At 71.2% G+C, this 20,675-nt stretch carries 21 protein-coding genes; 12 read left to right on the top strand and 9 right to left on the bottom strand.

Going from position 1 to position 20,675, the window contains the following annotated elements; all coding sequences use genetic code 11:
• The first annotated feature begins 17 nt into the window (after nt 1-17).
• The 9 genes from EEJ42_RS23055 (at nt 18) to EEJ42_RS23015 (ending at nt 9,252) form a co-directional block, all read left to right on the top strand.
• A complete protein-coding gene (locus EEJ42_RS23055; RefSeq protein ID WP_123102437.1) occupies nt 18-1,310 on the top strand; it encodes an ABC transporter substrate-binding protein in 1,293 nt (430 codons plus the stop codon).
• Nucleotides 1,307-2,269: a carbohydrate ABC transporter permease gene (locus tag EEJ42_RS23050; protein ID WP_123102435.1), complete on the top strand. Its 963-nt coding sequence runs from the start codon at nt 1,307-1,309 to the stop codon at nt 2,267-2,269. The genes EEJ42_RS23055 and EEJ42_RS23050 overlap by 4 nt, the downstream gene beginning before the upstream one ends.
• Before the next feature lie 95 nt (nt 2,270-2,364).
• Complete coding sequence (locus EEJ42_RS23045) at nt 2,365-3,141, top strand: carbohydrate ABC transporter permease (protein WP_425472947.1); 777 nt, start codon at nt 2,365-2,367, stop codon at nt 3,139-3,141.
• 6 nt (nt 3,142-3,147) lie between these two features.
• Nucleotides 3,148-3,735, top strand: a complete 588-nt coding sequence (locus EEJ42_RS23040) for a hypothetical protein (protein WP_123102431.1) — start codon at nt 3,148-3,150, stop codon at nt 3,733-3,735.
• The gene (locus EEJ42_RS23035; protein WP_123102429.1) at nt 3,732-5,522 is read left to right on the top strand and encodes a hypothetical protein; all 1,791 of its coding nucleotides are present in this window, start codon (nt 3,732-3,734) and stop codon (nt 5,520-5,522) included. The genes EEJ42_RS23040 and EEJ42_RS23035 overlap by 4 nt, the downstream gene beginning before the upstream one ends.
• A 158-nt stretch (nt 5,523-5,680) precedes the next feature.
• Complete coding sequence (locus tag EEJ42_RS23030; protein ID WP_123102427.1) at nt 5,681-6,841, top strand: Gfo/Idh/MocA family protein; 1,161 nt, start codon at nt 5,681-5,683, stop codon at nt 6,839-6,841.
• On the top strand, nt 6,838-7,995 hold the full coding sequence (locus EEJ42_RS23025; protein ID WP_123102425.1) for a dihydrodipicolinate synthase family protein: 1,158 nt from the start codon (nt 6,838-6,840) through the stop codon (nt 7,993-7,995). Before EEJ42_RS23030 ends, EEJ42_RS23025 begins: the two co-directional genes overlap by 4 nt.
• Entirely contained in the window at nt 7,992-8,822 is an 831-nt protein-coding gene (locus EEJ42_RS23020) for a sugar phosphate isomerase/epimerase family protein (protein ID WP_123102423.1), read from the top strand. The genes EEJ42_RS23025 and EEJ42_RS23020 overlap by 4 nt, the downstream gene beginning before the upstream one ends.
• A 22-nt stretch (nt 8,823-8,844) precedes the next feature.
• Nucleotides 8,845-9,252, top strand: a complete 408-nt coding sequence (locus EEJ42_RS23015) for a DUF6336 family protein (RefSeq protein WP_123102421.1) — start codon at nt 8,845-8,847, stop codon at nt 9,250-9,252.
• Here EEJ42_RS23015 and EEJ42_RS23010 read toward each other — a convergent pair.
• Nucleotides 9,240-9,644 carry a cupin domain-containing protein gene (locus EEJ42_RS23010; protein WP_123102465.1) on the bottom strand — a complete coding sequence of 135 codons (405 nt, stop codon included), beginning with the start codon at nt 9,642-9,644 and terminating at the stop codon, nt 9,240-9,242. The two genes, EEJ42_RS23015 and EEJ42_RS23010, sit on opposite strands and share 13 nt — an antisense overlap.
• 95 nt (nt 9,645-9,739) lie before the next feature.
• On the opposite strand from EEJ42_RS23010, the gene EEJ42_RS23005 reads away from it, so the two are divergent.
• Complete coding sequence (locus tag EEJ42_RS23005; RefSeq protein ID WP_246097273.1) at nt 9,740-10,615, top strand: hypothetical protein; 876 nt, start codon at nt 9,740-9,742, stop codon at nt 10,613-10,615.
• Nucleotides 10,616-10,795: 180 nt separating this feature from the next.
• On the top strand, nt 10,796-11,296 hold the full coding sequence (locus EEJ42_RS23000; protein ID WP_123102419.1) for a GNAT family N-acetyltransferase: 501 nt from the start codon (nt 10,796-10,798) through the stop codon (nt 11,294-11,296).
• A gap of 8 nt (nt 11,297-11,304) precedes the next feature.
• On the opposite strand, the gene EEJ42_RS22995 is transcribed toward EEJ42_RS23000, so the two are convergent.
• From EEJ42_RS22995 to EEJ42_RS22985, 3 genes are all read right to left on the bottom strand, one after another.
• Nucleotides 11,305-11,640, bottom strand: coding sequence for a hypothetical protein (locus tag EEJ42_RS22995; RefSeq protein WP_123102417.1), 336 nt, complete (start codon nt 11,638-11,640; stop codon nt 11,305-11,307).
• Nucleotides 11,637-12,248 carry a SigE family RNA polymerase sigma factor gene (locus EEJ42_RS22990; RefSeq protein ID WP_123102415.1) on the bottom strand — a complete coding sequence of 204 codons (612 nt, stop codon included), beginning with the start codon at nt 12,246-12,248 and terminating at the stop codon, nt 11,637-11,639. Before EEJ42_RS22990 ends, EEJ42_RS22995 begins: the two co-directional genes overlap by 4 nt.
• A gap of 78 nt (nt 12,249-12,326) precedes the next feature.
• Nucleotides 12,327-12,710: a hypothetical protein gene (locus tag EEJ42_RS22985; protein WP_123102413.1), complete on the bottom strand. Its 384-nt coding sequence runs from the start codon at nt 12,708-12,710 to the stop codon at nt 12,327-12,329.
• A 220-nt stretch (nt 12,711-12,930) separates the two neighbouring features.
• Here EEJ42_RS22985 and EEJ42_RS22980 point away from each other — a divergent pair, with 220 nt between their 5' ends.
• On the top strand, nt 12,931-14,124 hold the full coding sequence (locus tag EEJ42_RS22980; protein ID WP_123102411.1) for a serine hydrolase domain-containing protein: 1,194 nt from the start codon (nt 12,931-12,933) through the stop codon (nt 14,122-14,124).
• A 153-nt stretch (nt 14,125-14,277) separates the two neighbouring features.
• On the opposite strand, the gene EEJ42_RS22975 is transcribed toward EEJ42_RS22980, so the two are convergent.
• The 5 genes from EEJ42_RS22975 to EEJ42_RS22955 all read right to left on the bottom strand — a co-directional run.
• Nucleotides 14,278-15,663 (bottom strand): LCP family protein, encoded by a 1,386-nt coding sequence (locus EEJ42_RS22975; RefSeq protein WP_123102409.1) that lies wholly within the window; start codon nt 15,661-15,663, stop codon nt 14,278-14,280.
• A 33-nt stretch (nt 15,664-15,696) separates the two neighbouring features.
• Nucleotides 15,697-17,793 carry a bifunctional polysaccharide deacetylase/glycosyltransferase family 2 protein gene (locus EEJ42_RS22970; RefSeq protein ID WP_123102407.1) on the bottom strand — a complete coding sequence of 699 codons (2,097 nt, stop codon included), beginning with the start codon at nt 17,791-17,793 and terminating at the stop codon, nt 15,697-15,699.
• Nucleotides 17,794-18,177: 384 nt separating this feature from the next.
• Nucleotides 18,178-18,576 carry a D-ribose pyranase gene (gene rbsD / locus EEJ42_RS22965; protein WP_123102405.1) on the bottom strand — a complete coding sequence of 133 codons (399 nt, stop codon included), beginning with the start codon at nt 18,574-18,576 and terminating at the stop codon, nt 18,178-18,180.
• Nucleotides 18,573-19,499 (bottom strand): ribokinase, encoded by a 927-nt coding sequence (locus EEJ42_RS22960; RefSeq protein WP_123102403.1) that lies wholly within the window; start codon nt 19,497-19,499, stop codon nt 18,573-18,575. Before EEJ42_RS22960 ends, rbsD begins: the two co-directional genes overlap by 4 nt.
• 202 nt (nt 19,500-19,701) lie before the next feature.
• Nucleotides 19,702-20,675, bottom strand: a 974-nt coding sequence (locus tag EEJ42_RS22955; RefSeq protein ID WP_184503216.1) for a D-ribose ABC transporter substrate-binding protein, incomplete at its 5' end; no start/stop codon positions are given.

The raw sequence follows: 20,675 nt of genomic DNA, 5'->3' as shown, positions 1-20,675 counted from the left end.
GGGAGGTCGGTCCGGCGATGCGCAAAAAAGGGACAAAGGCGTCCTGCGCCCTGGCTCTCGTCCTCACACTCGGCGGGACCCTCACGGGCTGCGGCGGCGGTGAGGGCGGCGGCTCGGGCGGCAAGGTCACCCTGCGGTTCACCTGGTGGGGCAACCCCGACCGGGCGGCCCGTACGGAGCAGGCCGTCAAGCTGTTCGAGAAGCGTCACCCGAACGTCGACATCAGCACGTCCTTCGCGGGCTTCGACACGTACAAGGCGAAGCTCGCCACCCAGGCCGCGGGCGGCGACGCACCCGATGTGATGCAGCTGGACTACCGGCAGATCAACCAGTACGCCACCTCCGGCATCCTGCTCGACCTCGGCAAGCACCGTGAGCTGCGCACCGCGGACATCGACAAGGGGCTGCTGGCCACCGGGGTCGTGGACGGCAAGCAGTACGCGCTGCCGGTCGCCCGCGGCGCCGAGGCCATACCGTACGACGCGGCGCTGTGGCGCAAGGCGGGCGTCCCCGAGCCGACGATCGACTGGACGTGGGCCGACTGGACCGACGCGATGCGCAAGCTGAAGGCGTCGAAGAAGGACATCGGCGGCAAGGTCGGCTCCACCGACCCGGGCCAGAGCGAGGACGTCTTCGAGATCTGGCTGCGCGGCCGGGGCAAGGCCCTCTACACCAAGGACGGCGGGCTGGGCTTCACGGCCGACGATCTGACGCGTTACTGGGAGTGGTGCAGCAAGCTGCGCAAGGAGGGCCTGGTGGCCCCCGCCGAGCAGACCACCCAGATGGACGGCGCGGTGGAGAACACCCCGCTCGGACGGCTGAAGTCCGTCTCCGACTTCAACTGGGACGCCCCGTCCAGCGGTTACGAGGCCATCGTCGGCAAGGGGCTGAAGCTGGCCCCGCTGCCCGCCGGTGACGACGGCAAGCCCGCCCTGTACTACAAGCCGTCGATGTTCTTCGGGGCGTCCGCCAAGTCCCAGCACCCCAAGGAAGCCGCCCAGTTCATCGACTTCCTGCTCAACGACCAAGCCGCCGGGGCCATCCTCGGCGCCACCCGCGGCATCCCGGCCAACGACACGATCCGGGACAAGGTGCTGCCCAAGCTGGAGGGCTTCGACCAGGTCGTCTCCGCGTACCAGAAGCAGTTCGAGGGCAAGCTCAAGGATCCGCCCGCCGCGCCGCCCAAGGGCGACGCCTCGCTCCAGTCCACCTTCACGCGCGACTACGACCAGGTGTCGTACGAGCGCCTGTCGCCGCGCGAGGCGGCGGAGAACTACATCACCGAGGCGAAGGCGGAGCTGAGGCAATGACCGCGACCGCGACCCGCCCCCAGGACGCCGCGCCCCCCGCCGCGCGCGCCAAGCGGGCACCGAAGCGCGAGAGGCAGGGCGCCGCCTGGGTGTTCCTGTCGCCATGGGTGATCGGCGCGACCGTGCTGACGCTGCTCCCGATGGCCGTCTCGCTGTATCTGTCGTTCACCGACTACGACATGTTCGACGCCCCGCAGTGGGTGGGCCTCCGCAACTACACGCAGATGTTCACGGAGGATCCCCGCTACTGGCGCTCGGTCATCACGACGCTGACGTACGTCGTGATCGCGGTGCCGTTCCAGCTGGTGCTGGCCCTCGCCGTGGCGATCGCGCTGAAGTCCGTCAAGCGCGGCAAGGGCTTCTACCGCTCGGCGTTCTACGCCCCCTCGCTGCTCGGCGCGTCGATGTCCATCGCCCTCGTCTGGCGGGCGATCTTCAACGACGGCGGCACCGTCGACAACCTCCTCTCCGGCGTCGGCATCGACATCGGCGGCTGGATCAACAAGCCGGGCTGGGCCATCCTGTCGGTCGCGCTGCTGACCATCTGGCAGTTCGGCGCCCCCATGGTGATCTTCCTCGCCGGGCTCCAGCAGATCCCCGCCGAGCTGTACGAGGCGGCGGCGGTCGACGGGGCGTCCTGGTGGCGGCAGTTCCGCTCGATCACCATCCCGATGCTGTCCCCGGTGCTCTTCTTCAACCTGGTGCTCCAGATGATCCAGGCGTTCCAGGTCTTCACCCCCGCCTTCGCGGTCAGCGCGGGCAAGGGCGGGCCCGCCGACTCCACCCTCGTCTACACCCTCTACCTCTACGACCGCGCCTTCACCGCCTCCCACATGGGCTACGCCTCCGCCATGGCGTGGGCGCTGCTGCTGGCCATCGGCGTCGTCACCGCGGTGCTCTTCCGGACCTCCCGGGCCTGGGTCTTCTACGCCAACGACAACAACGAGGGGGCCCGATGACCACCGCCCCGATCACCACCAACGCGCCGGTGGCCCAGCGACGGTCCACCAGCCGGATCGTGCTGCACGTCTGCCTGATCGCCGTCCTGCTGGTGATGCTCTACCCGCTGGCCTGGCTGGTGGCCACCTCGTTCAAACCGGCCGACGAGGTCATCGCCAGCCTCAAGCTGCTCCCCAGCCACCTGGAGTGGAGCAACTACTCCACCGCGATGGAGGGCGTGAACGAGGTCAGCGTCGGACGGCTGTTGTGGAACTCGCTGCTCATCGCGTGCGGCGCCGTCCTCGGCAACGTCATCAGCTGCTCGCTCGCCGCGTACGCCTTCGCCCGGCTGCGGTTCCGGATGCGCGGGCCGCTGTTCGCCTTCATGATCGCGACGATCATGCTGCCGCACCACGCGATCCTCATCCCGCAGTACATCATCTTCAACCAGCTCGGCATGGTGAACACCTACTGGCCGATGATCCTGCCGAAGTTCCTGGCCACCGACGCCTTCTTCGTCTTCCTCATCGTCCAGTTCATGCGCGGGCTGCCGCGCGAGCTGGAGGAGGCGGCCCGGATCGACGGCTGCGGGCCCTTCCGCTCCTTCTTCAGCGTCATCCTGCCGCTGACCAGGCCCGCGCTGATCACCACCGCGATCTTCACCTTCATCTGGACCTGGAACGACTTCTTCACCCAGCTCATCTACCTCTTCGAGCCGGAGAAGTTCACCCTGACCCTGGCCCTGCGCTCCTTCGTGGACGCCTCCAGCCAGTCGGCGTTCGGCCCGATGTTCGCGATGTCGGTCTTCGCCCTGCTGCCCATCGTGCTCTTCTTCCTCGCCTTCCAGCGGTTCCTGGTCGAGGGCATGGCCAACTCCGGGATCAAGGGGTGAGACGCCATGCCGTCCTCCGCGACCACCCGTGAACCGGGCGAGCTGACCGGCCCGCGCTTCGCCCTCTTCGCCGACGTCCTGGCGGTGGGGCTGGCCACGGCTGCCGCCTCGCTGCCGCTGATCACCGCCCCCGCCGCCATGTCCACCGCCTGCGCCGTCCTCGACCGGCGGGTACGGGAGGACGCCCCCGCCACCGCGGGCGGCTACCTCCGCGCCCTGCGGGCCCGGCTGCGCCCCGGCGACCTGCTCGCCGGGGCCGGGATGCTGGCCGGCGGCGCGCTGCTGCTGTTCAACGCGCTCGCGGCCGGGGCGGGCCTGCCGGGCGCGGTCGTCTTCCGGCCCGCGCTGCTCGTCGTGGCCGGGCTGCTCACGGTCGTCCTGCTGCGCGCCTGCGCCCGCCCCGAATCGGCGACGAGCTGGCGCACCGCGCTGCGCTCGGCCGCGTACGCCGGCGTGCGCACGCCCGGCGCGAGCCTCGTCCTGCTGCTGGCCGTGGCCACCGCCGCCGTCTGCGCCTGGGCCTACCCGCCCCTCCTCTTCCTCGTCCCCGGCCCCCTCGCGATCGCCGCCAGAGCCACGGAGCAACACCTATGAGCCTGCTTCGCCGTCACTTCCTCGCCGGAACCGCCGCCGTCAGCGGACTGCTGGCCGTGGGCGCCCCGGGGGCGTCTGCCGCCGGGCGTACCGACAAGCCGTTCCTGGACCTGCTCACCAAGGCCGCCGACAAGCGCGTGGCCGAGGTGGTGGACGGGCTCGACGCGACCCTCGCCCAGCTGAACAACCTCGGCCAGGCCCGCCCCGCCGCCCGCAGCCTGCGGCTGCTCACCTCCGTGCACGTGTGGGCCGACGCCGAGCACCACCACGACGCGAAGCTCATCGCGCCGATGACCCGGCTCGCCGACGCGCTGGCCGCCGCCCAGTTCGACGACGGCCTCTTCGACCAGGGCGCGGTGCACTCCCCGCCGGACACCGCCTTCTCGATCGTCGACCTGGGCCTCCTCTACGGCCTGCTGGACGACGACGACCACCCGTCCACCGCCAAGATCCGCGCCACCCTGAAGAAGATCCTCCGCAAGGCCGGGACGGGGCTCGCCACCGGCGGGCTGCACACCCCCAACCACCGCTGGAAGGTGTGCGCCGCGCTCGCCCGCATCAACTCCTTCTGGCCCGACGCCCGCTACACCCGCCGCATCGACGCCTGGCTGGCCGAGGGCATCGACCAGTACGACCGCGGGCAGTACAGCGAGCGCAGCGCCACCTACGCGCCCATCGTCACCAACCCCGCGCTGCTGACCCTCGCCCGGCTCACCGACCGCCCGAAGCTGTACGACAACGTGCGCCGCAACCTGGAGGCCACGCTCCACCTCGTGGAGCCCAACGGCGATGTGGAGACGGTGCATTCGCGCCGCCAGGACCAGAAGACGGTCAAGCATCTGTCCGAGTACTGGCTCCAGTACCGGGCGCTGGCGCTGCGCGACAAGGACGGGCGCTTCGCGGCCATGGCCGAGACCGTCCAGCGCCGCGGGGCGGACCAGACCTTCGACGAGACCCCGCTCGGGGACTTCCTCGCCGAGGTGCTGGACGAACCGGAGCTGGCCGCGCCGCTGCCCGAGGCCACCGCGGCGCCCTCCGAGTTCACCTGGCACGACAAGGACAGCGGGCTGGTGCGGATCGGCCGGGGCGCCACCCGCACGTCCCTCTTCGGCGGCACGGACTTCCCCGACGTCCACGCCATCTCCTCGGGCCTGTCCACCAACCCGACCTTCTTCAAGTGGCGCAAGGGCGCCGCGATCCTGGACTCGCTGCGGCTGTCCCCGCAGTTCTTCTCGCTCGGCCACTTCCGCGCCGAGAACGTCGAGCGCACGGCGGACGGCTGGCGGCTGTGGGCGGACGTCCGCGCCGGATACCACCTGCCGCTGCCGTCGCAGCACCGCCGCCCCGACGGGCGCTACCCGCTGACCGACGACGGCCGCTTCTGGTCCGCGATGGACTTCCCGCACCGCCCCAAGGAATGGCGCACCCTGCACACCGAGGTGCGGGCGACCGAGGCGGACGGCGGCTGGAACCTGGACGTCGAGGTCGGCGAGTCCGCGGTCCCGCTCGCCCTCGAACTGTGCTTCCGCAGCGGCGGCACCCTCACCGGGGTCGAGCCCGTGCCCGGTCAGAAGGACACGTACCAGCTGGTCAAGGGGTACGGGACGTACACCTCGGGCGATGACGTGATCACCTTCGGCCCGGGCAACGGCAGCGGCCCGCGCCAGCCCGCCGTGGTGGACCCGGGGGAGCGCTACACCTGGATGGGTGGCGATCTGCCGGTGTCCGGGCTGCGCGTGCTGATCACCGGGCGTTCGCCCCTCGCCTATCGCTTGACTCTGCGATGAAGCGCTGACTGACCCTGTGCCACCCCTGTGCCCGCTCTGTACAGGGGTGGCCGGGGCGGTTAGCGTAGCTATTAGTAAGCGCTTACTGTGAAGCGCTTACTACGAGACCTTTGGTGAAAACGAGACCTCTGGTGACTCTGGTGAGGAGACGAAGCCACGTGACACGCAAGACCGTGCGGATCGCCATGAACGGTGTGACCGGCCGGATGGGATACCGCCAACACCTCGTCCGGTCCCTCCTCGCCATCCGCGAACAAGGCGGCATCGACCTCGGCGACGGCAGCGTGCTGTGGCCCGAACCGCTGCTCGTCGGCCGCCGCGAGCACGCCCTGAAGGACATGGCCGAGCGCCACGGCCTCGACCCCGTCGCCGACGTCTCCACCGACCTGGACGCCGTGCTCGCCGACGAGGCCGTCGACATCTACTTCGACGCCCAGGTCACCGCCGCCCGCGAGGAGGCCATCAAGAAGGCCATCGCGGCGGGCAAGCACATCTACACCGAGAAGCCGACCGCCACCGGCCTCGACGGCGCCCTCGAACTGGCCCGGCTCGCCCAGGCCGCGGGCATCAAGCACGGCGTCGTCCAGGACAAGATCTTCCTGCCGGGGCTGCTGAAGCTGAAGCGTCTCATCGACGGCGGCTTCTTCGGGAAGATCCTCTCCATCCGCGGCGAGTTCGGCTACTGGGTCTTCGAGGGCGACTGGCAGAGCGCCCAGCGCCCCTCGTGGAACTACCGCGCCGAGGACGGCGGCGGCATCGTCGTCGACATGTTCCCGCACTGGGAGTACGTCCTGCACGAGCTGTTCGGCCCCGTCCGCACCGTCCAGGCCCAGGCCACCACCCACATCCCGAACCGCTGGGACGAGCAGGGCAAGCCGTACGACGCCACCGCCGACGACGCGGCCTACGGCATCTTCCAGCTCGAAGGCGGCGCCATCGCCCAGATCAACTCCTCCTGGGCGGTCCGCGTCAACCGCGACGAGCTGGTCGAGTTCCAGGTCGACGGCACCGAGGGCTCCGCCGTCGCGGGCCTGCGCAACTGCCGCGTCCAGCACCGCTCGGCCACCCCCAAGCCGGTCTGGAACCCGGACCTCCCGGCCACCGAGTCCTTCCGCGACCAGTGGCAGGAGATCCCGGACAACGACGCGTTCGACAACGGTTTCAAGGCGCAGTGGGAGCTGTTCCTGCGCCACGTCGCCCTCGACGAGCCCTGGCGCTGGGACCTGCTGGCCGGCGCCCGCGGCGTCCAGCTCGCCGAGCTGGGCCTCGCCTCCTCGGCGGAGGGCCGCCGGCTCGACGTCCCGGAGCTGAGCCTGTGACCCTCCACCTCCCCGGGCCGGGCGGCGCGACCCGCCCCTACGAGCCCCGCACCGAGCCGCTCTCCCTGACGACCGGGGCCCCTTTGACGTCCCGCGTCGTGTTCTCGGCCGCCCATGTGGTGGCCGACCCGTACGCCGACGTCAGCCCCGACAGCCCCGCCGCCGTCGACTGGGACGCCACCCTCGCCTTCCGCCGCCACCTGTGGTCCCACGGGCTCGGCGTCGCCGAGGCCATGGACACCGCGCAGCGCGGTATGGGCCTCGACTGGGCGGGCGCCGCCGAGCTGATCCGGCGCTCGGCGGCCGAGGCGAAGGCGGTCGGCGGGCGCATCGCGTGCGGCGTCGGCACCGACCAGCTGGCCCCCGGCGACCGCACGGCGGCCGAGGTGCGGACCGCGTACGAGGAACAGCTCGCCGTGTGCGAGGAGTCCGGCGCCCAGGCGATCCTCATGGCCTCCCGCGCCCTGTGCGCCGCCGCCAAGAGCCCGGACGACTACCTCGACGTCTACGGCCACCTGCTGCGCCAGGCCACCGAACCCGTCATCCTGCACTGGCTGGGCCCCATGTTCGACCCGGCCCTCGAGGGCTACTGGGGCAGCGGCGACCTGGACGCCGCCACCCGCACCTTCCTCGACGTGATCGCCGCCCACCCCGACAAGGTCGACGGCATCAAGGTCTCCCTGCTCGACGCCCAGCGCGAGATCGACCTGCGCCGCAAGCTCCCGGACGGGGTGCGCTGCTACACAGGCGACGACTTCAACTACCCCGAGCTGATCGCGGGCGACGACCGCGGCTTCAGCCACGCCCTGCTGGGCATCTTCGACCCGTTGGGCCCGCTCGCCGCCGAGGCCGTACGCCGCCTGGACACCGGCGACACCGAGGGCTTCCGCGCCCTGCTCGACCCCACCGTGGAACTCTCCCGCCACCTCTTCCAGACCCCGACCCGCTACTACAAGACCGGCGTGGTCTTCCTGGCCTGGCTGGCGGGCCACCAGTCGCACTTCACGATGGTGGGCGGCCTCCAGTCGGCCCGTTCGCTGCCGCACTTGGCGCGGGCGTACGAACTGGCCGACGGGCTGGGCCTGTTCCCGGACCCGGCGCTGGCGGAGTCCCGTATGAAGCACCTGCTGTCCGTCCATGGAGTGGCCCAGTGAATGCCGTACCGCGTCTCAGCCTCAACCAGGAGACCATTAAGCAGTGGTCGCTGCCGGAGCTGGCGGAGGGCTGCGTCAAGGCGGGCGTCACGGGCGTCGGCCTGTGGCGCGAGCCGGTCCAGAAGTACGGCGTGGAGGCCGCCGCCCGGCTCATCCGCGACGCGGGGCTGACCGTCACGTCGCTGTGCCGCGGCGGCTTCTTCACCGCGCTCGACCCCGGCGAACGCGCCGCCGCCCTCGCCGACAACCGCACCGCCATCGACGAGGCCGCCACCCTCGGCACCGACACCCTGGTCCTGGTCTCCGGCGGCCTCCCGTCCGGCAGCCGCGACCTGTTCGCCGCCCGTGAGCGCATCGCCGACGCGCTGGGCGAGCTGGGCCCGTACGCCGCCGAGCGCGGCGTCCGCCTGGCCATCGAACCCCTGCACCCGATGTACGCCTCCGACCGCTGCGTCGTCTCGACCCTCGCCCAGGCCCTCGACCTGGCGGAACGCTTCCCGGCCGACCAGGTCGGCGTCGTCGTGGACACCTACCACCTGTGGTGGGACGACACCGTGGCCGCCCAGATCGCCCGCGCGGGCGCCGGGGGCCGCATCGCCTCCTTCCAACTCGCCGACTGGATCACGCCGCTGCCGGAGGGCGTGCTGCTGGGCCGGGGCCAACTCGGTGACGGCGCGGTCGACTTCCGCTGGTTCCGCGAACAGGTCGACGCGACCGGCTTCGACGGCCCCATCGAGGTCGAGATCTTCAACCCGGCCCTCTGGGCCCGCGACGGCGCCGAGGTCCTGGCCGAGGTGGCCGACCGCTACCGCGAGCTGGTGCTGTAGTCGCGCCGGGTAGGGTGCGGCCATGAGTTCGGGGGATCGCAACATCATCCAGCCACGGCTGCGGGTGCGTGACGTCCTGCTGCGCGGGGCGCTGTACGGACTGGCGTCGATCGTCGTCCTGCTGATCGCCATGTGGTGCGTCGGCGACCACAGCGACCGGGAGGAATTCATCGCGGTCGTCGGCGGCTTCGCGCTCGTCTTCGGCGGGGTGTTCGTCGTGTTCGGCGCGTTCTTCTGGGCGTGCTGCGGCGGCGACATCCGTCGGTGGCGCGACTTTCGCTCGATCACCAGCCAGTGGGAGGGCGTCACGATCATGGCCCCGGCCATGGTCCGCTGCGGCGTCATGGCCCTGGTCCTGGCGCCCGCCGCGTTCTGGCTGTACGGCCTGGTCGACGAGGCGGCGTACGGGAGCTGGCTCTACGGCGCCTGACGCCCGCCGTCCGCCGTCGCCTCGTCCTCCGGCGGCACCGCGTATCCGGGCACCGAAGGCCACCGCACCGTCAGCACCACCGACTCCTCCTCCGCGTACCAGGAGTGGTCGACACCGCGCCCCCACACGACGTAATCACCCTGCTGTTCCAGCAGGACGCTGCGGCCGGGCAGCTCCACGCGGAAGCGCCCGCTGATGAGCACCAGCAGCGCCGTCCGCTCCTCGCCCCGCACCCACCGCGCCCGCTCGTCCCCGGGCGGGTGGACACCCCACTTGATCTCCACGTCTTCGCTGTGGCGGGGGTCGTCGGCATCCTTGAAGTGCCCGAGGATCCAGCCCCGGTCCAGTGCCGCGTCCTTGCCCGCGTTGCCCACGTACACGCTGTCGTTCATGCTCTCGCTCACGTCTCCGGAAGCTAGCAGCCGGCCCGCGCAACCTTCCTCCGGGCATATCGGTCGAACGAGCGTCGGCGAGCCGCGGAGGCGTCATGGACAGGCGGAGAGCGCGTGGGGTGGGCGTGGTGGTCCTCGCCGCCGTTTTATCGGTGGCGGGTTGCGGGGGAGAGGCCGACAACCCGATCGTGATCGAGGGCGAGCCGCCGGCCACCCCGTACAGCGGCCCGCTGAGGGTCCCGTTCAAGGACGCCGACACCGACGACAGCGAGAGCCCGAAGGCCCTGATGGCCGAGTCGGGCGCCGCCGGGAGGGCCCTGGAATGCGACGGGGACATCTACTCCGGCGGCCGCGGCGACCGATGGAGCGAGGGCGACGGCGGTTCGAGCCCGGAGGGCGGCCTCAAGGCGTACTTCGACATCGAACAGCCCGACGTCCCGCAGGAGGGTTACCGCGTCGAGCGCACAGCAAGGGACCGGGTGCTCTACTCGCTCGATGTGCGCGGCAGGACCAAGGTCGCCGTGATCGTCGCCAAGGACCAGCCGCACCGCCCCGGCTGGGGCCCGGAGGCCAGCGCCTCCTGCGACCCGGCGGAGCTGCCGCGGAGCTTCACCGACCGGCAGGAGTACGAGATCTGGACGGATGAGAACGGAGACCGCGTACCCGTCTCCCTCCTCAGCAGCTCCGAGGGCGCGGCCCACTGCGACTGGCAGAAGGCGCACTTCCTCGGCATGGGCCGGGGCTCGTCCCACGAGCTGTACGCACGCGACCCCGACGGCGTCCTGCCGCCCGGCATGCTCACCTCCCGCTACGACGGGGACGCAACCCTGCCGCCCGACGCGAGGGACACCGGCTACCGCCTGGACGACTGGCGGCTGTGGCTGGCGGCCGACGGGTCGAAGACGTACGTCCGGACGCCACGGGGCGTCGAGGCGTGGCCGAGGGTCAGGCGGGGCATGGGCTGCGACTGATCCCGGCCGCTCAACTCCGTTGTGGGGACCGCGGAGTGTGGCTAGGGTTTTCGCGGCGCGAGAGACGCGTGCTCATCGGTGACGAGGGAGCTTGATGAATATGGGTGCCGGCGGCCCTCATCAGCATGCCCTCGTCCGGCCCGCGCACGGCCGGGTCCTCCGAACGACCAGGAGCGCCACGTGTCCTCTCCCATCCCACCGATTCATCCCGACCTGACCACCGAACGCCTCGTCCTGCGGTCATGGACCCCCACCGACGTCACCGCCGTGCTGGACGGCCCCCGGGCGTCGCACTGGGCCGACGACTTCCCCGCCGAGGGCGACCGGGTCATCGCCGGGCTCTTCGCCGAACACCCCGGCTGGCTGGGCCCGTACGGCCACCGGCTGATCATCGAGCGGGCCCCCCATCTGGTGATCGGCTCGATCGGCCTGTTCTGGCCGCCGAATGACGGCGCCCTCGAAATCGGCTACGGCATCGTGCCCTCCCGCCGGGGCCACGGCTACGCCCCCGAGGCCACCCGCGCCCTCACCGCCTTCGCGCTCGGCGCGCCGGGGGTCCACGCGGTGCACGCCACCGTGGAGCTGTCGAACCCGCCCTCCATCAGGGTGCTGGAGAAGTCCGGCTTCCGGCGCCACAGCACGCCACCCGGCCAGAACACGGCTCGCTACCAGGCGCACTGACGGCCCTCTCAGCGTGGCCGGGAGGGGGACGGGCGCGACCGGGGCTCGCCCGGTGACGGGACGGGCTCCGGGGTGTGGGGGGTGACGGACGGGGCGCGCGCGGGCGGTGCCGGGTGGTGGGGGCGCTCGGGGGAGTCGGAGCCGGACGGCAGGAGGAAGGCGAGGGCGGCCGCGGCCGCCGCCGCGGTCACCGCCACGGCCGATACGACGCGGCGTATCCGCCGGGTCCCCCAGGCCCGGCCCGTGGGGGGACGGGCCGGGGACAGATCATGGGCGCTGATGAGCCGCGCACGGGCGTCGAACGCGGCGCGCAGCCGTTCCTCGATCGGCGGGTGAGCACTCATCGGTCCACCTCCAGCAGCTTCTCCAGGGTCGCGAGCGCACGGCTCGCGGTCGACTTCACCGTGCCACGGGACACGCCGAGGGTCGCGGCTATCTGCGCCTCGGTCAGATCGGACCAGTAGCGCAGCACCAGCACCTCACGCTGGCGCGCGGTGAGTTGTGCGAGCGCGTCGAGGACCTGCCGGTGTTCCTCGGCGAGCAGCAGCGGCTCGTCCACCGGCGCCCCCGGCCCCTGGTACGGCGGGGTGTACGACCGGGCCGTACGCCGTCGGCGCAGCACCGAGCGGGCGGCGTTGACCACCGCGGTGTGCAGATAGGCGTGCGCGTCCTGGAGGTCGTCCAGCCGTGCGCCATGTCTGCGGCAGACGGCGGCGAACGCGTCCTGGACGACGTCCTCGGCGGTGTGCAGGTCGTCCACCAGGAAGATCGCCAGCCGGATCATGTCGAGCCGCCGGGCCCGGTAGAGGTCGGCCAGCGTGGGGGACGGCGCCTCGTCGTCCTGACCGTCCACCGGCCTCAGCAGCCGGAGGCGCACCCCCGGCGCCGGGGCGGTCGTTCGGGCGCGGCGCAGCAGCCGGGCCCACCAGGGCGGGACAAGAGTGAGCTGCATCGTTCTCGTTCACCTCGTCGGTATGGCAGGGCCGACTCCGGATCCGGCCCTGCCTCTCTGTGACTGACGGGCTGACGGTCAGTGGTCGGCAGGGACCGGCTTTGGCTGGGTCGACGCTGGGACGGAGGGCACGGGCTTGGGCTCGGCCGGGTCCGAGGGGACGGACGGGACGGGCTTGGGCTGGGTGGAGGCCGGGACGGAGGGGACGGGCTTGGGTTGGGTGGAGGCCGGGACGGAGGGCACCGGCTTGGGCTTGTTCGCCTCCGGAACGGACGGCACGGGCTTGGGCTCGGCCGGGTCCGGGGCGGGGGACGTACTCGGTTCGGCCGGTCGTGAGTGGTCGGCGGTGGTCGCCTGGGCGGCGGCCATGCCACCGCCCACGATCAGGGCGATACCGGCGGCCGACCCCAGGACCCAGGTGCGCACGGGGCGGTTCAGCTTCTTGGCGCGGATGTGCCGCATAGGTCAACGACTCCAGGAAGGTCGGAAAACGCTGATGGGTCAGGCGACGCCGGGAATCGGAAGACCCGTCCCGGAATCCGCCTTCACCCCACCAGACGTGCGGCCCCACCCGAGGTTGTCGCGGCACCCGGAACTTCTTGGATCAACCCCGGGGGCGCGGCCCGCGTCCGTCACTCCGCAGGGGCAACTCGACGCCCCGCGGTGAGCCGGAGGTTCATGGATGAGACAGAGAGCGGCACGCAGCGGCTTATGCGCCCTGGCGGTGAGCCTGGCCGTGGGCGCGGCAACCCTCACGCCCGCGCACGCGGCCACGCCCGCGCACGCGGCCACGGCCGCCGCGAAGGACGGCCACGAGGCGACGCGGGACGCGCTGCGGCGGTGGGTGGCGGAGGGCGGGATGCCCGGGGTGGCGGCCATGGTGCGGGACGGCGGGGAGACCTGGTTCGGGTCGGCGGGGTACGCGGACACCGACACCGGCAGGAAACGAACGCCCGAGGACCACTTCCGGGCGGCGAGCATCACCAAGCCGTTCATCGCGACCGTTCTCCTCCAACTGGAGGCGGAGGGGCGGCTGAACCTGGACGACTCGGTCGAGAAGTGGCTGCCCGGGGTGGTGCGGGGCAACGGCAACGACGGCAACAAGATCACCCTGCGGCGCCTGCTCAACCACACCAGCGGCCTCTACAACTACACCGAAGACCCGGACTTCCAGGTCAACGTCTCCGGCAGCGGCTTCCCCGAGCACCGCTACGACACCTACGCGCCCGAGGACCTGGTGGCCGTCGCGATGAAGCACCCGCCGCACTCCGCACCGGGCGGGGAGCCGTGGTACTCGAACACCAACTACGTCCTCGCGGGCATGGTCATCGAGAAGGTGACGGGACGCTCCTACGCCCAGGAGGCCAAGCGGCGGATCATCAAGCCGCTGAAGCTGCGCGAGACGTTCTTCCCCGGCACCGGGCCGAAGATGCCGAAGCCGCACCCCGTCGCGTACTCCTGGCTCCACGACGATTCCCCCGACGCCCCGGTCCACGACGCCACCGAGCAGAACATGAGCTGGCTGGGCGCGGCGGGCGAGCTGATCTCCACCGCCGGTGACCTCAACCGCTTCGACCGTGCCCTGAAGCGCGGCCGGTTGCTGCCCCGCGCCCAGCTGGACGAGATGCTGAACGCGGTGCCCTCGGACGGGGGCATCGGGTACGGGCTCGGGGTCGAGGCGGCCACCCTGTCCTGCGGTGTGAAGGTGGTGGGCAAGACCGGCCGTACCAATGGCTCGCTGTCGGCGATGGTGGGCACGGAGGACGGCACGCACCAGCTTGTGTTCAACGCCAACGGCGACCGGCTCCCGGACTCGTCCCGCTACTTCGACGTGATCGAGGCGGAGTTCTGCGGCCGCGCGGTCACAGATCGATAACTTCGGAAAATCGTGCAACCCTTCCGCACCCTGGCAGGTCGTACCTGGCATCGGGCTTCCTGGGAGGGGATCCGGGGGGATTCAGAGGGAGCCCTGTGGAGGGGGATACGAGGGGTCCGGTCGACGGACCGGGCCCCTCGAAACGCGTGCGCCCTAGCGCAGATCGCGGCTCACCGGCCGGTCGTGCCTCAGCTCGCCGAAGAGCTTCTTCGCCCGGGCCGTGTTCCACCGTACGGCGCTGCCCTTCGAGGTACGGAAGTCCCGGCTGGAGACGGGGACGTTGATCCGCTGCCCGTCACCGGCCGTCACGCCCTTCATCGCCTGGAACAGCGACAGGAGATCGGGCATCTCCATGCCCTTGTCGACAATGAGCGTATCCAGCCCCGCGCGCATCGTCGGGTACATCGTGAACGGGTCGAGGGCGACGCCCGGTGTGGCGGCCTTGTGGGCGAGTGCGGCGAGGAATTTCTGTTGATTCTTGGACCGTCCGAGGTCGCCCTCGGCCTCTTGGTGGCGCTGCCGGACGAATGCGAGTGCCTTGGCGCCGTCGAGGTTGTGACAGCCCTTGGTCAGATTCAGGCCCGATTTCTCGTCCCGTACATTCTTGTTCACACACATGTCCACGCCGCCGACCGCGTTTACCAGGCCCACGAATCCCGCGAATCCTATTTCCGCGTAGTGGTTGATGCGCAGACCCGTGTTGTGCTCGATGGTGCGGATGAGCAAATCGGGGCCGCCGAGCGAGTACGCCGCGTTCAGCTTGTTCCGGTCCGCGCGGTAGTGCTTGCCGGTCTCGGGGCGGATGAACGAGGGAATCGTCACCCATGAGTCACGCGGGAGGCTCATCAACGTGCTGCCGTGGGCACCGGTGTGGAGCACCATCATCGAGTCGGTGCGGCCGCCGTCGGCGGAGCCGGTGTGCAGCTGCTTCTTGGCCGCCCCGGACAGCCCCGTGCGGCTGTCGGAGCCCACGATCAGGTAGTTGGTGCCCTTGCCGAGCGGCGGGCGGTCAGCGGCCTTGCCGAGGTCGACCTTGCGGTCGAGCGTGCTGTCGGCCCAGACGTAGGTACCGGCGGACGCCACGAGCGGTATGGAGATCAGGAGGGCCACCGCCCGCGCGATCCGGCGGCGCCGACTGGCCGGTTGCCGGGGCGGTCTCCGTCTGAGGGTCGGGCCGCCGCCGGAGCCCGCCCCGCCCGAGCCCGAGCCCATCGCCCCGCCCCCGCGCTGGGACGGGATCCCCGGCCGCCCCACGGCGGCCGGGGAGGAGAGGGAGATCACAGTGGCCGCCGAGGGCGAGGAGGCCGGCGGGCTCGCCGGTGCCGCGTAGGTCAGCGGGTCCGCCGGGGGTGTGGAGGCGGGCGGGTCCGCCGGGGGCACGTACGGGCTCGGCGGCGGCATCAGGTGCGCCTGGTGCGCCTGGTGTGCCTGATGCACGTACTCGCCGTAGCCCCAGACCTCGCCCGTGAGGACGTGCGGCGTGTCCATCCCGCCGCCGTACTGGTTCCTGTCGGTCCGCCCGTCCGCCCACTCGTTCATGGCGCGCCAGTCTGCATGTTCACCAGTCCTACATCAAATAGACGACAGTTCTTCATGATCGTGCGACCGGAGTTGCTGGGCGGCGGTGCCCGAGCGGTGCATGCGGTGCCACGTCAGCCGGGCGCCGAGCAGCGCGGCGACCACGGACTGGATGACCACCAGGTACATCAGCTGCCGGTAGACGAAGAGCTGGAACGGCATCGCCCACAGCGACCGCATCCGCTCCCCGTCCAGCCGCAGCGCGTATCCGGCGCACACGAGCTGGACCGCGAGGAACGCGCACCAGATCCCGGCCGACTGCACGGGGCTGAGGAAGAGCGCACCGTACAGGGCGAACAGATCGACGACCGGCGCGATCAACGGCAGCAGCACCTGGAAGACGACCAGGTACGACAGCCCCCGGCGCCCGAAGCGCCCGGCCGGGCCCAGCTCGACGGCGGCCCTCCGGTGCTTCCACATGGACTGGAGCGTGCCGAAGCACCAGCGGTAGCGCTGCCGCCACAGCTGGCGCAGCGAGGTGGGCACCTCGGTCCAGGCGACGGCCGTCTCCTCGTACACCACCCGCCAGCCGGCCCGCCACAGGGCCATGGTGAGGTCGGTGTCCTCGGCGAGGGTGTCCTCGCTCACCCCGCCGACGCCCATCAGCGCGTCCCGCCGGAAGGCGCCGATGGCGCCGGGGACGGTGGGCATGCACTCCAGCACCTCGAACATCCGGCGGTCGAGGTTGAAGCCGAAGACGTACTCCAGGTGCTGCCACCGGCCCAGCAGGCTGCGCCGGTTGCCGACCTTGGTGTTCCCGCTCACCGCGCCGATGGCGGGGTGGGCGAGCGGCTGGATGAGCTGGTGGATGGCATCGGCCTCGAAGACGGTGTCGGCGTCGACCATGACCACGATGTCGTGCGCCGCGTGCGCGAGACCGGTGTTGAGGGCGGCCGCCTTGCCGGAGTTGACCTGCCGGATCACCGAGATCCGGGGGTCGTTGATCCAGGTGGCGAGGTCCGCCGTCCGGTCCGTCGACCCGTCGTCGACCACGATGATCTGGAGATGCGGATGGGTGGAGGCCAGCAGGGAACGGACGGTGGCCTCGATGCCCGCCTCCTCGTTGTACGCGGGGACGATCACCGTCACCGGGTCGTTGACCTCGCGCAGCCAGGGGGAGCCGGGGCGGAAGCGGGTCAGCCGCCGGACATGGGCGCGGGCGAAGAAGGCGAGCGTGACCAGCCGGAGCAGGCCAAGCGCACCCGCGATCGCGAGCACCCAGGCCATGGCGCTGGTGAACGCCCGCCCGATGGCACCAACCCACAGCAGCGCCTTGCCCTCCACGCGCTCCCACAGGGACGCCGGGGTGTCGCCCTCGCCCGAGGATGCCCCGGCCCCGGCGGTCACGGTGGTGAACCGGTCGACCCGCCGGTCGCCGAGCAGCTTCTTCGCCTCCTGGTACGCCGTCTCGTTCTGGCTGAACTGCCGGACCACGCCCTGCGACGGCTTGCGGTACCACTGGTCGGCGGTGACCAGGGTGTATCCGTCCGCGGCGACGCGCTGCGCCGCCTTCCACTCGGCGCCGCACAGGGTGTCCATCGCGGTCGTCTGGGGCATCCGGAGCAGCTTGGTGCGGACGCCCGAGGAGCCCGCCAGCGCCGACTGCGTGAGCGACAGCTCGAGACCGGTGCGCGCAGACGACGAGGTGCCCAGGTCGGCGCCGGTGTAGGTGTTCGACCCGATCTCATGGCCCGCGGCGCGGATCTGCCGCACCAGGTCCGGGTGCTCGGCCGCCTTGGCGCCGTAGAGGAAGAAGGTGGCGTGCGCGTGGTGCTTGCGCAGCAGGTCGAGCAGGCGCGGCGTCCATACGGGGTCGGGGCCGCCGTCGAACGTGAGCGCCACGGTGCGTGCGGGCATCGAGGCCGACGACACCTTGCCGTCCTTGATGCGCAGGACCGGGCCGCCCTTGTCCACGGCCCGGGGCACGGGGGTGGTGCAGGGGCGCCGCGTCTTCGCGGCGTCGATCTCGTTGTCGGTCCACCCCTGGAACATCAGCATGGCGAACATCACAGGGAGGACGATGATCAGGAAGAGCCAGTGGCCGCGCGGATCACGGGACGCGGCATGCCGACGTCTGGGCTTGCGGCTCATCCGCCGACGCCCGGAGCCACCCGGCGGAGCACGCGGACGACCCGTCTTCGGCCCGGCGCGGGGCCGGGCGCGGTGATCGCCACCAGGGTGCGGCGAGATGTGGCTATGAGACGGATTTTCTGTCGCTTGCGGTTCCGGCTGGCCTTACACATGTGGAGGGAGTGTAGCGATCAGTCATTTCGGCGCGACCCCGAGATTTCTTACCGACCAGTTCGTCCGCGTGACATAGAACTCACTCATGGCGGAAGGGCGGAGGTGCCTCCGAGGGCGGTTGACAGGCCGCCGTATTCGATGATCGAATCGCCAGCCCCGTCAACCGCGAGCCGGATTACGGGAATTCGCGTTGTCGTTGAATGCATTTCGTCGACGCCGCACCGGTTGAATTCAGAACGGCACACCGCAGCGCAGCAGTACGTTCGCGTACGGCCGCGCCTCGCCGGTCCGCACGACCAGCTTCGCCGTGGCCGTACGGGCCTTCAGCTCCTCGTGCGACACGAGGTCCAGCGCGGGGTACGGGAAGTAGGTGTCGAGCAGGGCCATCGCCGCCGGGTTGTACTCGCTCACCTCCTGCGCCGCGACGGCCCCCTCGGTCACCAACTCGTCCAGCAGTCCGGTCAGCACCTGCTCGAAGGACGGCACCCCCGCCCTGAAGGCGAGGTCGACGACGAGGGGCCCGGAGGACGGTATCGGCAGGCCCGCGTCGCACACCATCACCGTGTCGGTGTGGCCCAGCAGCGCCAGGCCCGCGCTCAGGTGACGGTTGAGGATCCCCCCACGCTTCACAGGGCCGCCACCTCGTCGGCGGTCGGGAAGGACACCTGCGCCCCGGCCCGGGTCACGGCGGCCGCGCCGACGCGTACGGCGTACCGGACGGCGGTCTCCAGGTCGTCGCCGACGCCCAGGCGCCAGGCGAGCGCACCGGTGAAGGCGTCACCGGCGCCCGTGGTGTCCACGGCCTCGACCGGCAGGCTGGGGATCCGCACCGTACGGTCGTGGTCGGCGACGAGCGCGCCCGCGCCGCCCAGGGTGACCACCACCGAGCGCGGGCCGCGCGCCAGCAGCGCCGCCGCCCACGCCTCGGGGTCGGTGGCGTTCCCGTCCGGATCGTCGCCCAGCAGATACCGCGCCTCGTGCTCGTTGACGACGAGGGGATCGCACGCGGCCAGCACATCGGCGGGCAGGGGTGCGGGCGGTGAGGGGTTGAGCACCACGCGCGGCCCGGACCGGTCGCCGAAGCCCGCGTCCGCCGCGCGCACCACCGCGGCGACCGTCTCCAGCGGGATCTCCAGCTGGAGCGAGACGACGCGGGCGGCGGCCAGCAGGCTCCCGGCGTCGCGCACGTCCGAGGGAGTGAGCCGGGAGTTGGCGCCGGGGGAGACCACGATGCTGTTGTCGCCCGAGGGATCCACCGTGATCAGCGCGACCCCGGTGGGCGCGCCGCCGACCAGGACGCCGACGGTGTCGACCCCGGCGGCCCGCTGCGAGTCCAGCAGCAGCCGGCCGTGGTCGTCGTCGCCGACCCGGGCCAGCAGGGCCGTACGGGCTCCGAGGCGACCGGCGGCGACGGCCTGGTTGGCGCCCTTGCCGCCCGGGTGGACGGCCAGGTCGGAGCCGAGGACGGTCTCCCCGGCCCCGGGACGGCGGTCGACGCCGACCACCAGGTCGGCGTTGGCCGACCCCACGACCAGCAGGTCGTAGTCGTGCATGCGGTATGTCCTTTCAGACGGGCGATTTTGTCAGCCGTCAGGTGATAGCTGTCAGTCGTCACGTGTCAGCTGATAGGTGTCAGCCGTCACATGTCAGCTGTCAGGTGTCAGGTGTCAGGTGTCAGCCGTCACGTGTCAGCCGGTATCTGTCAGCTATCACGTGTCAGCCGACACCTGTCAGCCGTTCCGTGTCGGCGGGCGGTCACTTCGCCGCGACGACCTTCACCGGGACCTTGACCGCCCCGGCGATCTTCTGACCCTTCGCGGCCTTGATCGCGTTCCGTACGACCAGCCGACCCAGCTCCTCGGGCTGCTGGGCGACGGTCGCGGTGAGCGTGCCGTTCTTCACCGCCTTGAGGCCGTCCGGTTCGCCGTCGAAGCCGACGACCTTGACCGACTTGCCCGCCTTGGAGCCCAGCGCCTTGATCGCGCCGAGCGCCATCTCGTCGTTCTCGGCGAAGACGCCGTCGACGCCGGAGTGGGCCTGGAGCAGGTTGGTGGTCACGTCCAGGGCCTTGGTGCGGTCGAAGTCCGCGGGCTGCTTGCCGACGACCTCGATGCCCGGGTACGCCTTGAGCCCCTCCGCGAAGCCCTGGCCGCGCTCGCGCGACGCCGACGTACCGGCGACGCCCTGGAGCACCAGGATCTTGCCCTTGCCGCCCAGCCGCTCGGCCAGCGTCTTGGCGGCGAGCTTGCCGCCCGCGATGTTGTCGGAGGCCACCAGGGACTCGACGTCCGCCTTGTTGACCGTGCGGTCGGCGGCGAGCACTGGGATACCGGCCTTGTTGGCGGTCTTCACGGACGGGCTCGCCGCGTCGGAGTCGACCGGGTTGATGATGATCGACTTCATGTTCTGGCTGGTGAAGTTCTGTATCTGATTGGCCTGCTGGGAGGCGTCGTTCTGGGCGTCGGTGACGGTGAGGCTGATCCCCGCGCGCTTGGCCTCGGCCTGCGCGCCCGCCTTGAGCTGGACGAAGAAGGGGTTGTTGAGGGTCGAGACCGACAGCCCCACCTTCGGCTTCGAGCCGCCGTCCGAACCGGAGTGCCACATCGACGAGCCGAAGGCGACCGCCGCGACGACCACGGCGGCCACCGCGAACTTCCCGGCGTTCATGGCCGTCTTGCGGCCGCCGCCGGACGGTCCGCCCGCCGACGCGCCCGGCGCCGCGGGCCGGG

It is taken from the genome of Streptomyces botrytidirepellens, assembly GCF_003721215.1.
GTDB lineage: Bacteria > Actinomycetota > Actinomycetes > Streptomycetales > Streptomycetaceae > Streptomyces > Streptomyces himastatinicus.
Note: the sequence above shows the minus strand (reverse complement) of the source record. Positions and strands in the feature narration are given on the sequence as shown.

Bases quoted from the DNA above. Each gene is read 5' to 3' on its own strand.
- EEJ42_RS23005 (WP_246097273.1), top strand. From the start codon at position 9,740: ATGGACAGGCGGAGAGCGCGTGGGGTGGGCGTGGTGGTCCTCGCCGCC.
- EEJ42_RS23010 (WP_123102465.1), bottom strand. From the start codon at position 9,644: ATGAACGACAGCGTGTACGTGGGCAACGCGGGCAAGGACGCGGCACTG.
- EEJ42_RS23035 (WP_123102429.1), top strand. From the start codon at position 3,732: ATGAGCCTGCTTCGCCGTCACTTCCTCGCCGGAACCGCCGCCGTCAGC.
- EEJ42_RS23040 (WP_123102431.1), top strand. From the start codon at position 3,148: ATGCCGTCCTCCGCGACCACCCGTGAACCGGGCGAGCTGACCGGCCCG.
- EEJ42_RS23015 (WP_123102421.1), top strand. From the start codon at position 8,845: ATGAGTTCGGGGGATCGCAACATCATCCAGCCACGGCTGCGGGTGCGT.
- EEJ42_RS22990 (WP_123102415.1), bottom strand. From the start codon at position 12,248: ATGCAGCTCACTCTTGTCCCGCCCTGGTGGGCCCGGCTGCTGCGCCGC.
- EEJ42_RS23055 (WP_123102437.1), top strand. From the start codon at position 18: ATGCGCAAAAAAGGGACAAAGGCGTCCTGCGCCCTGGCTCTCGTCCTC.
- EEJ42_RS22985 (WP_123102413.1), bottom strand. From the start codon at position 12,710: ATGCGGCACATCCGCGCCAAGAAGCTGAACCGCCCCGTGCGCACCTGG.
- EEJ42_RS23045 (WP_425472947.1), top strand. From the start codon at position 2,365: ATGCTCTACCCGCTGGCCTGGCTGGTGGCCACCTCGTTCAAACCGGCC.
- EEJ42_RS22975 (WP_123102409.1), bottom strand. From the start codon at position 15,663: ATGAACGAGTGGGCGGACGGGCGGACCGACAGGAACCAGTACGGCGGC.
- EEJ42_RS22980 (WP_123102411.1), top strand. From the start codon at position 12,931: ATGAGACAGAGAGCGGCACGCAGCGGCTTATGCGCCCTGGCGGTGAGC.
- EEJ42_RS22995 (WP_123102417.1), bottom strand. From the start codon at position 11,640: ATGAGTGCTCACCCGCCGATCGAGGAACGGCTGCGCGCCGCGTTCGAC.
- EEJ42_RS22960 (WP_123102403.1), bottom strand. From the start codon at position 19,499: ATGCACGACTACGACCTGCTGGTCGTGGGGTCGGCCAACGCCGACCTG.
- EEJ42_RS23050 (WP_123102435.1), top strand. From the start codon at position 1,307: ATGACCGCGACCGCGACCCGCCCCCAGGACGCCGCGCCCCCCGCCGCG.
- EEJ42_RS22970 (WP_123102407.1), bottom strand. From the start codon at position 17,793: ATGAGCCGCAAGCCCAGACGTCGGCATGCCGCGTCCCGTGATCCGCGC.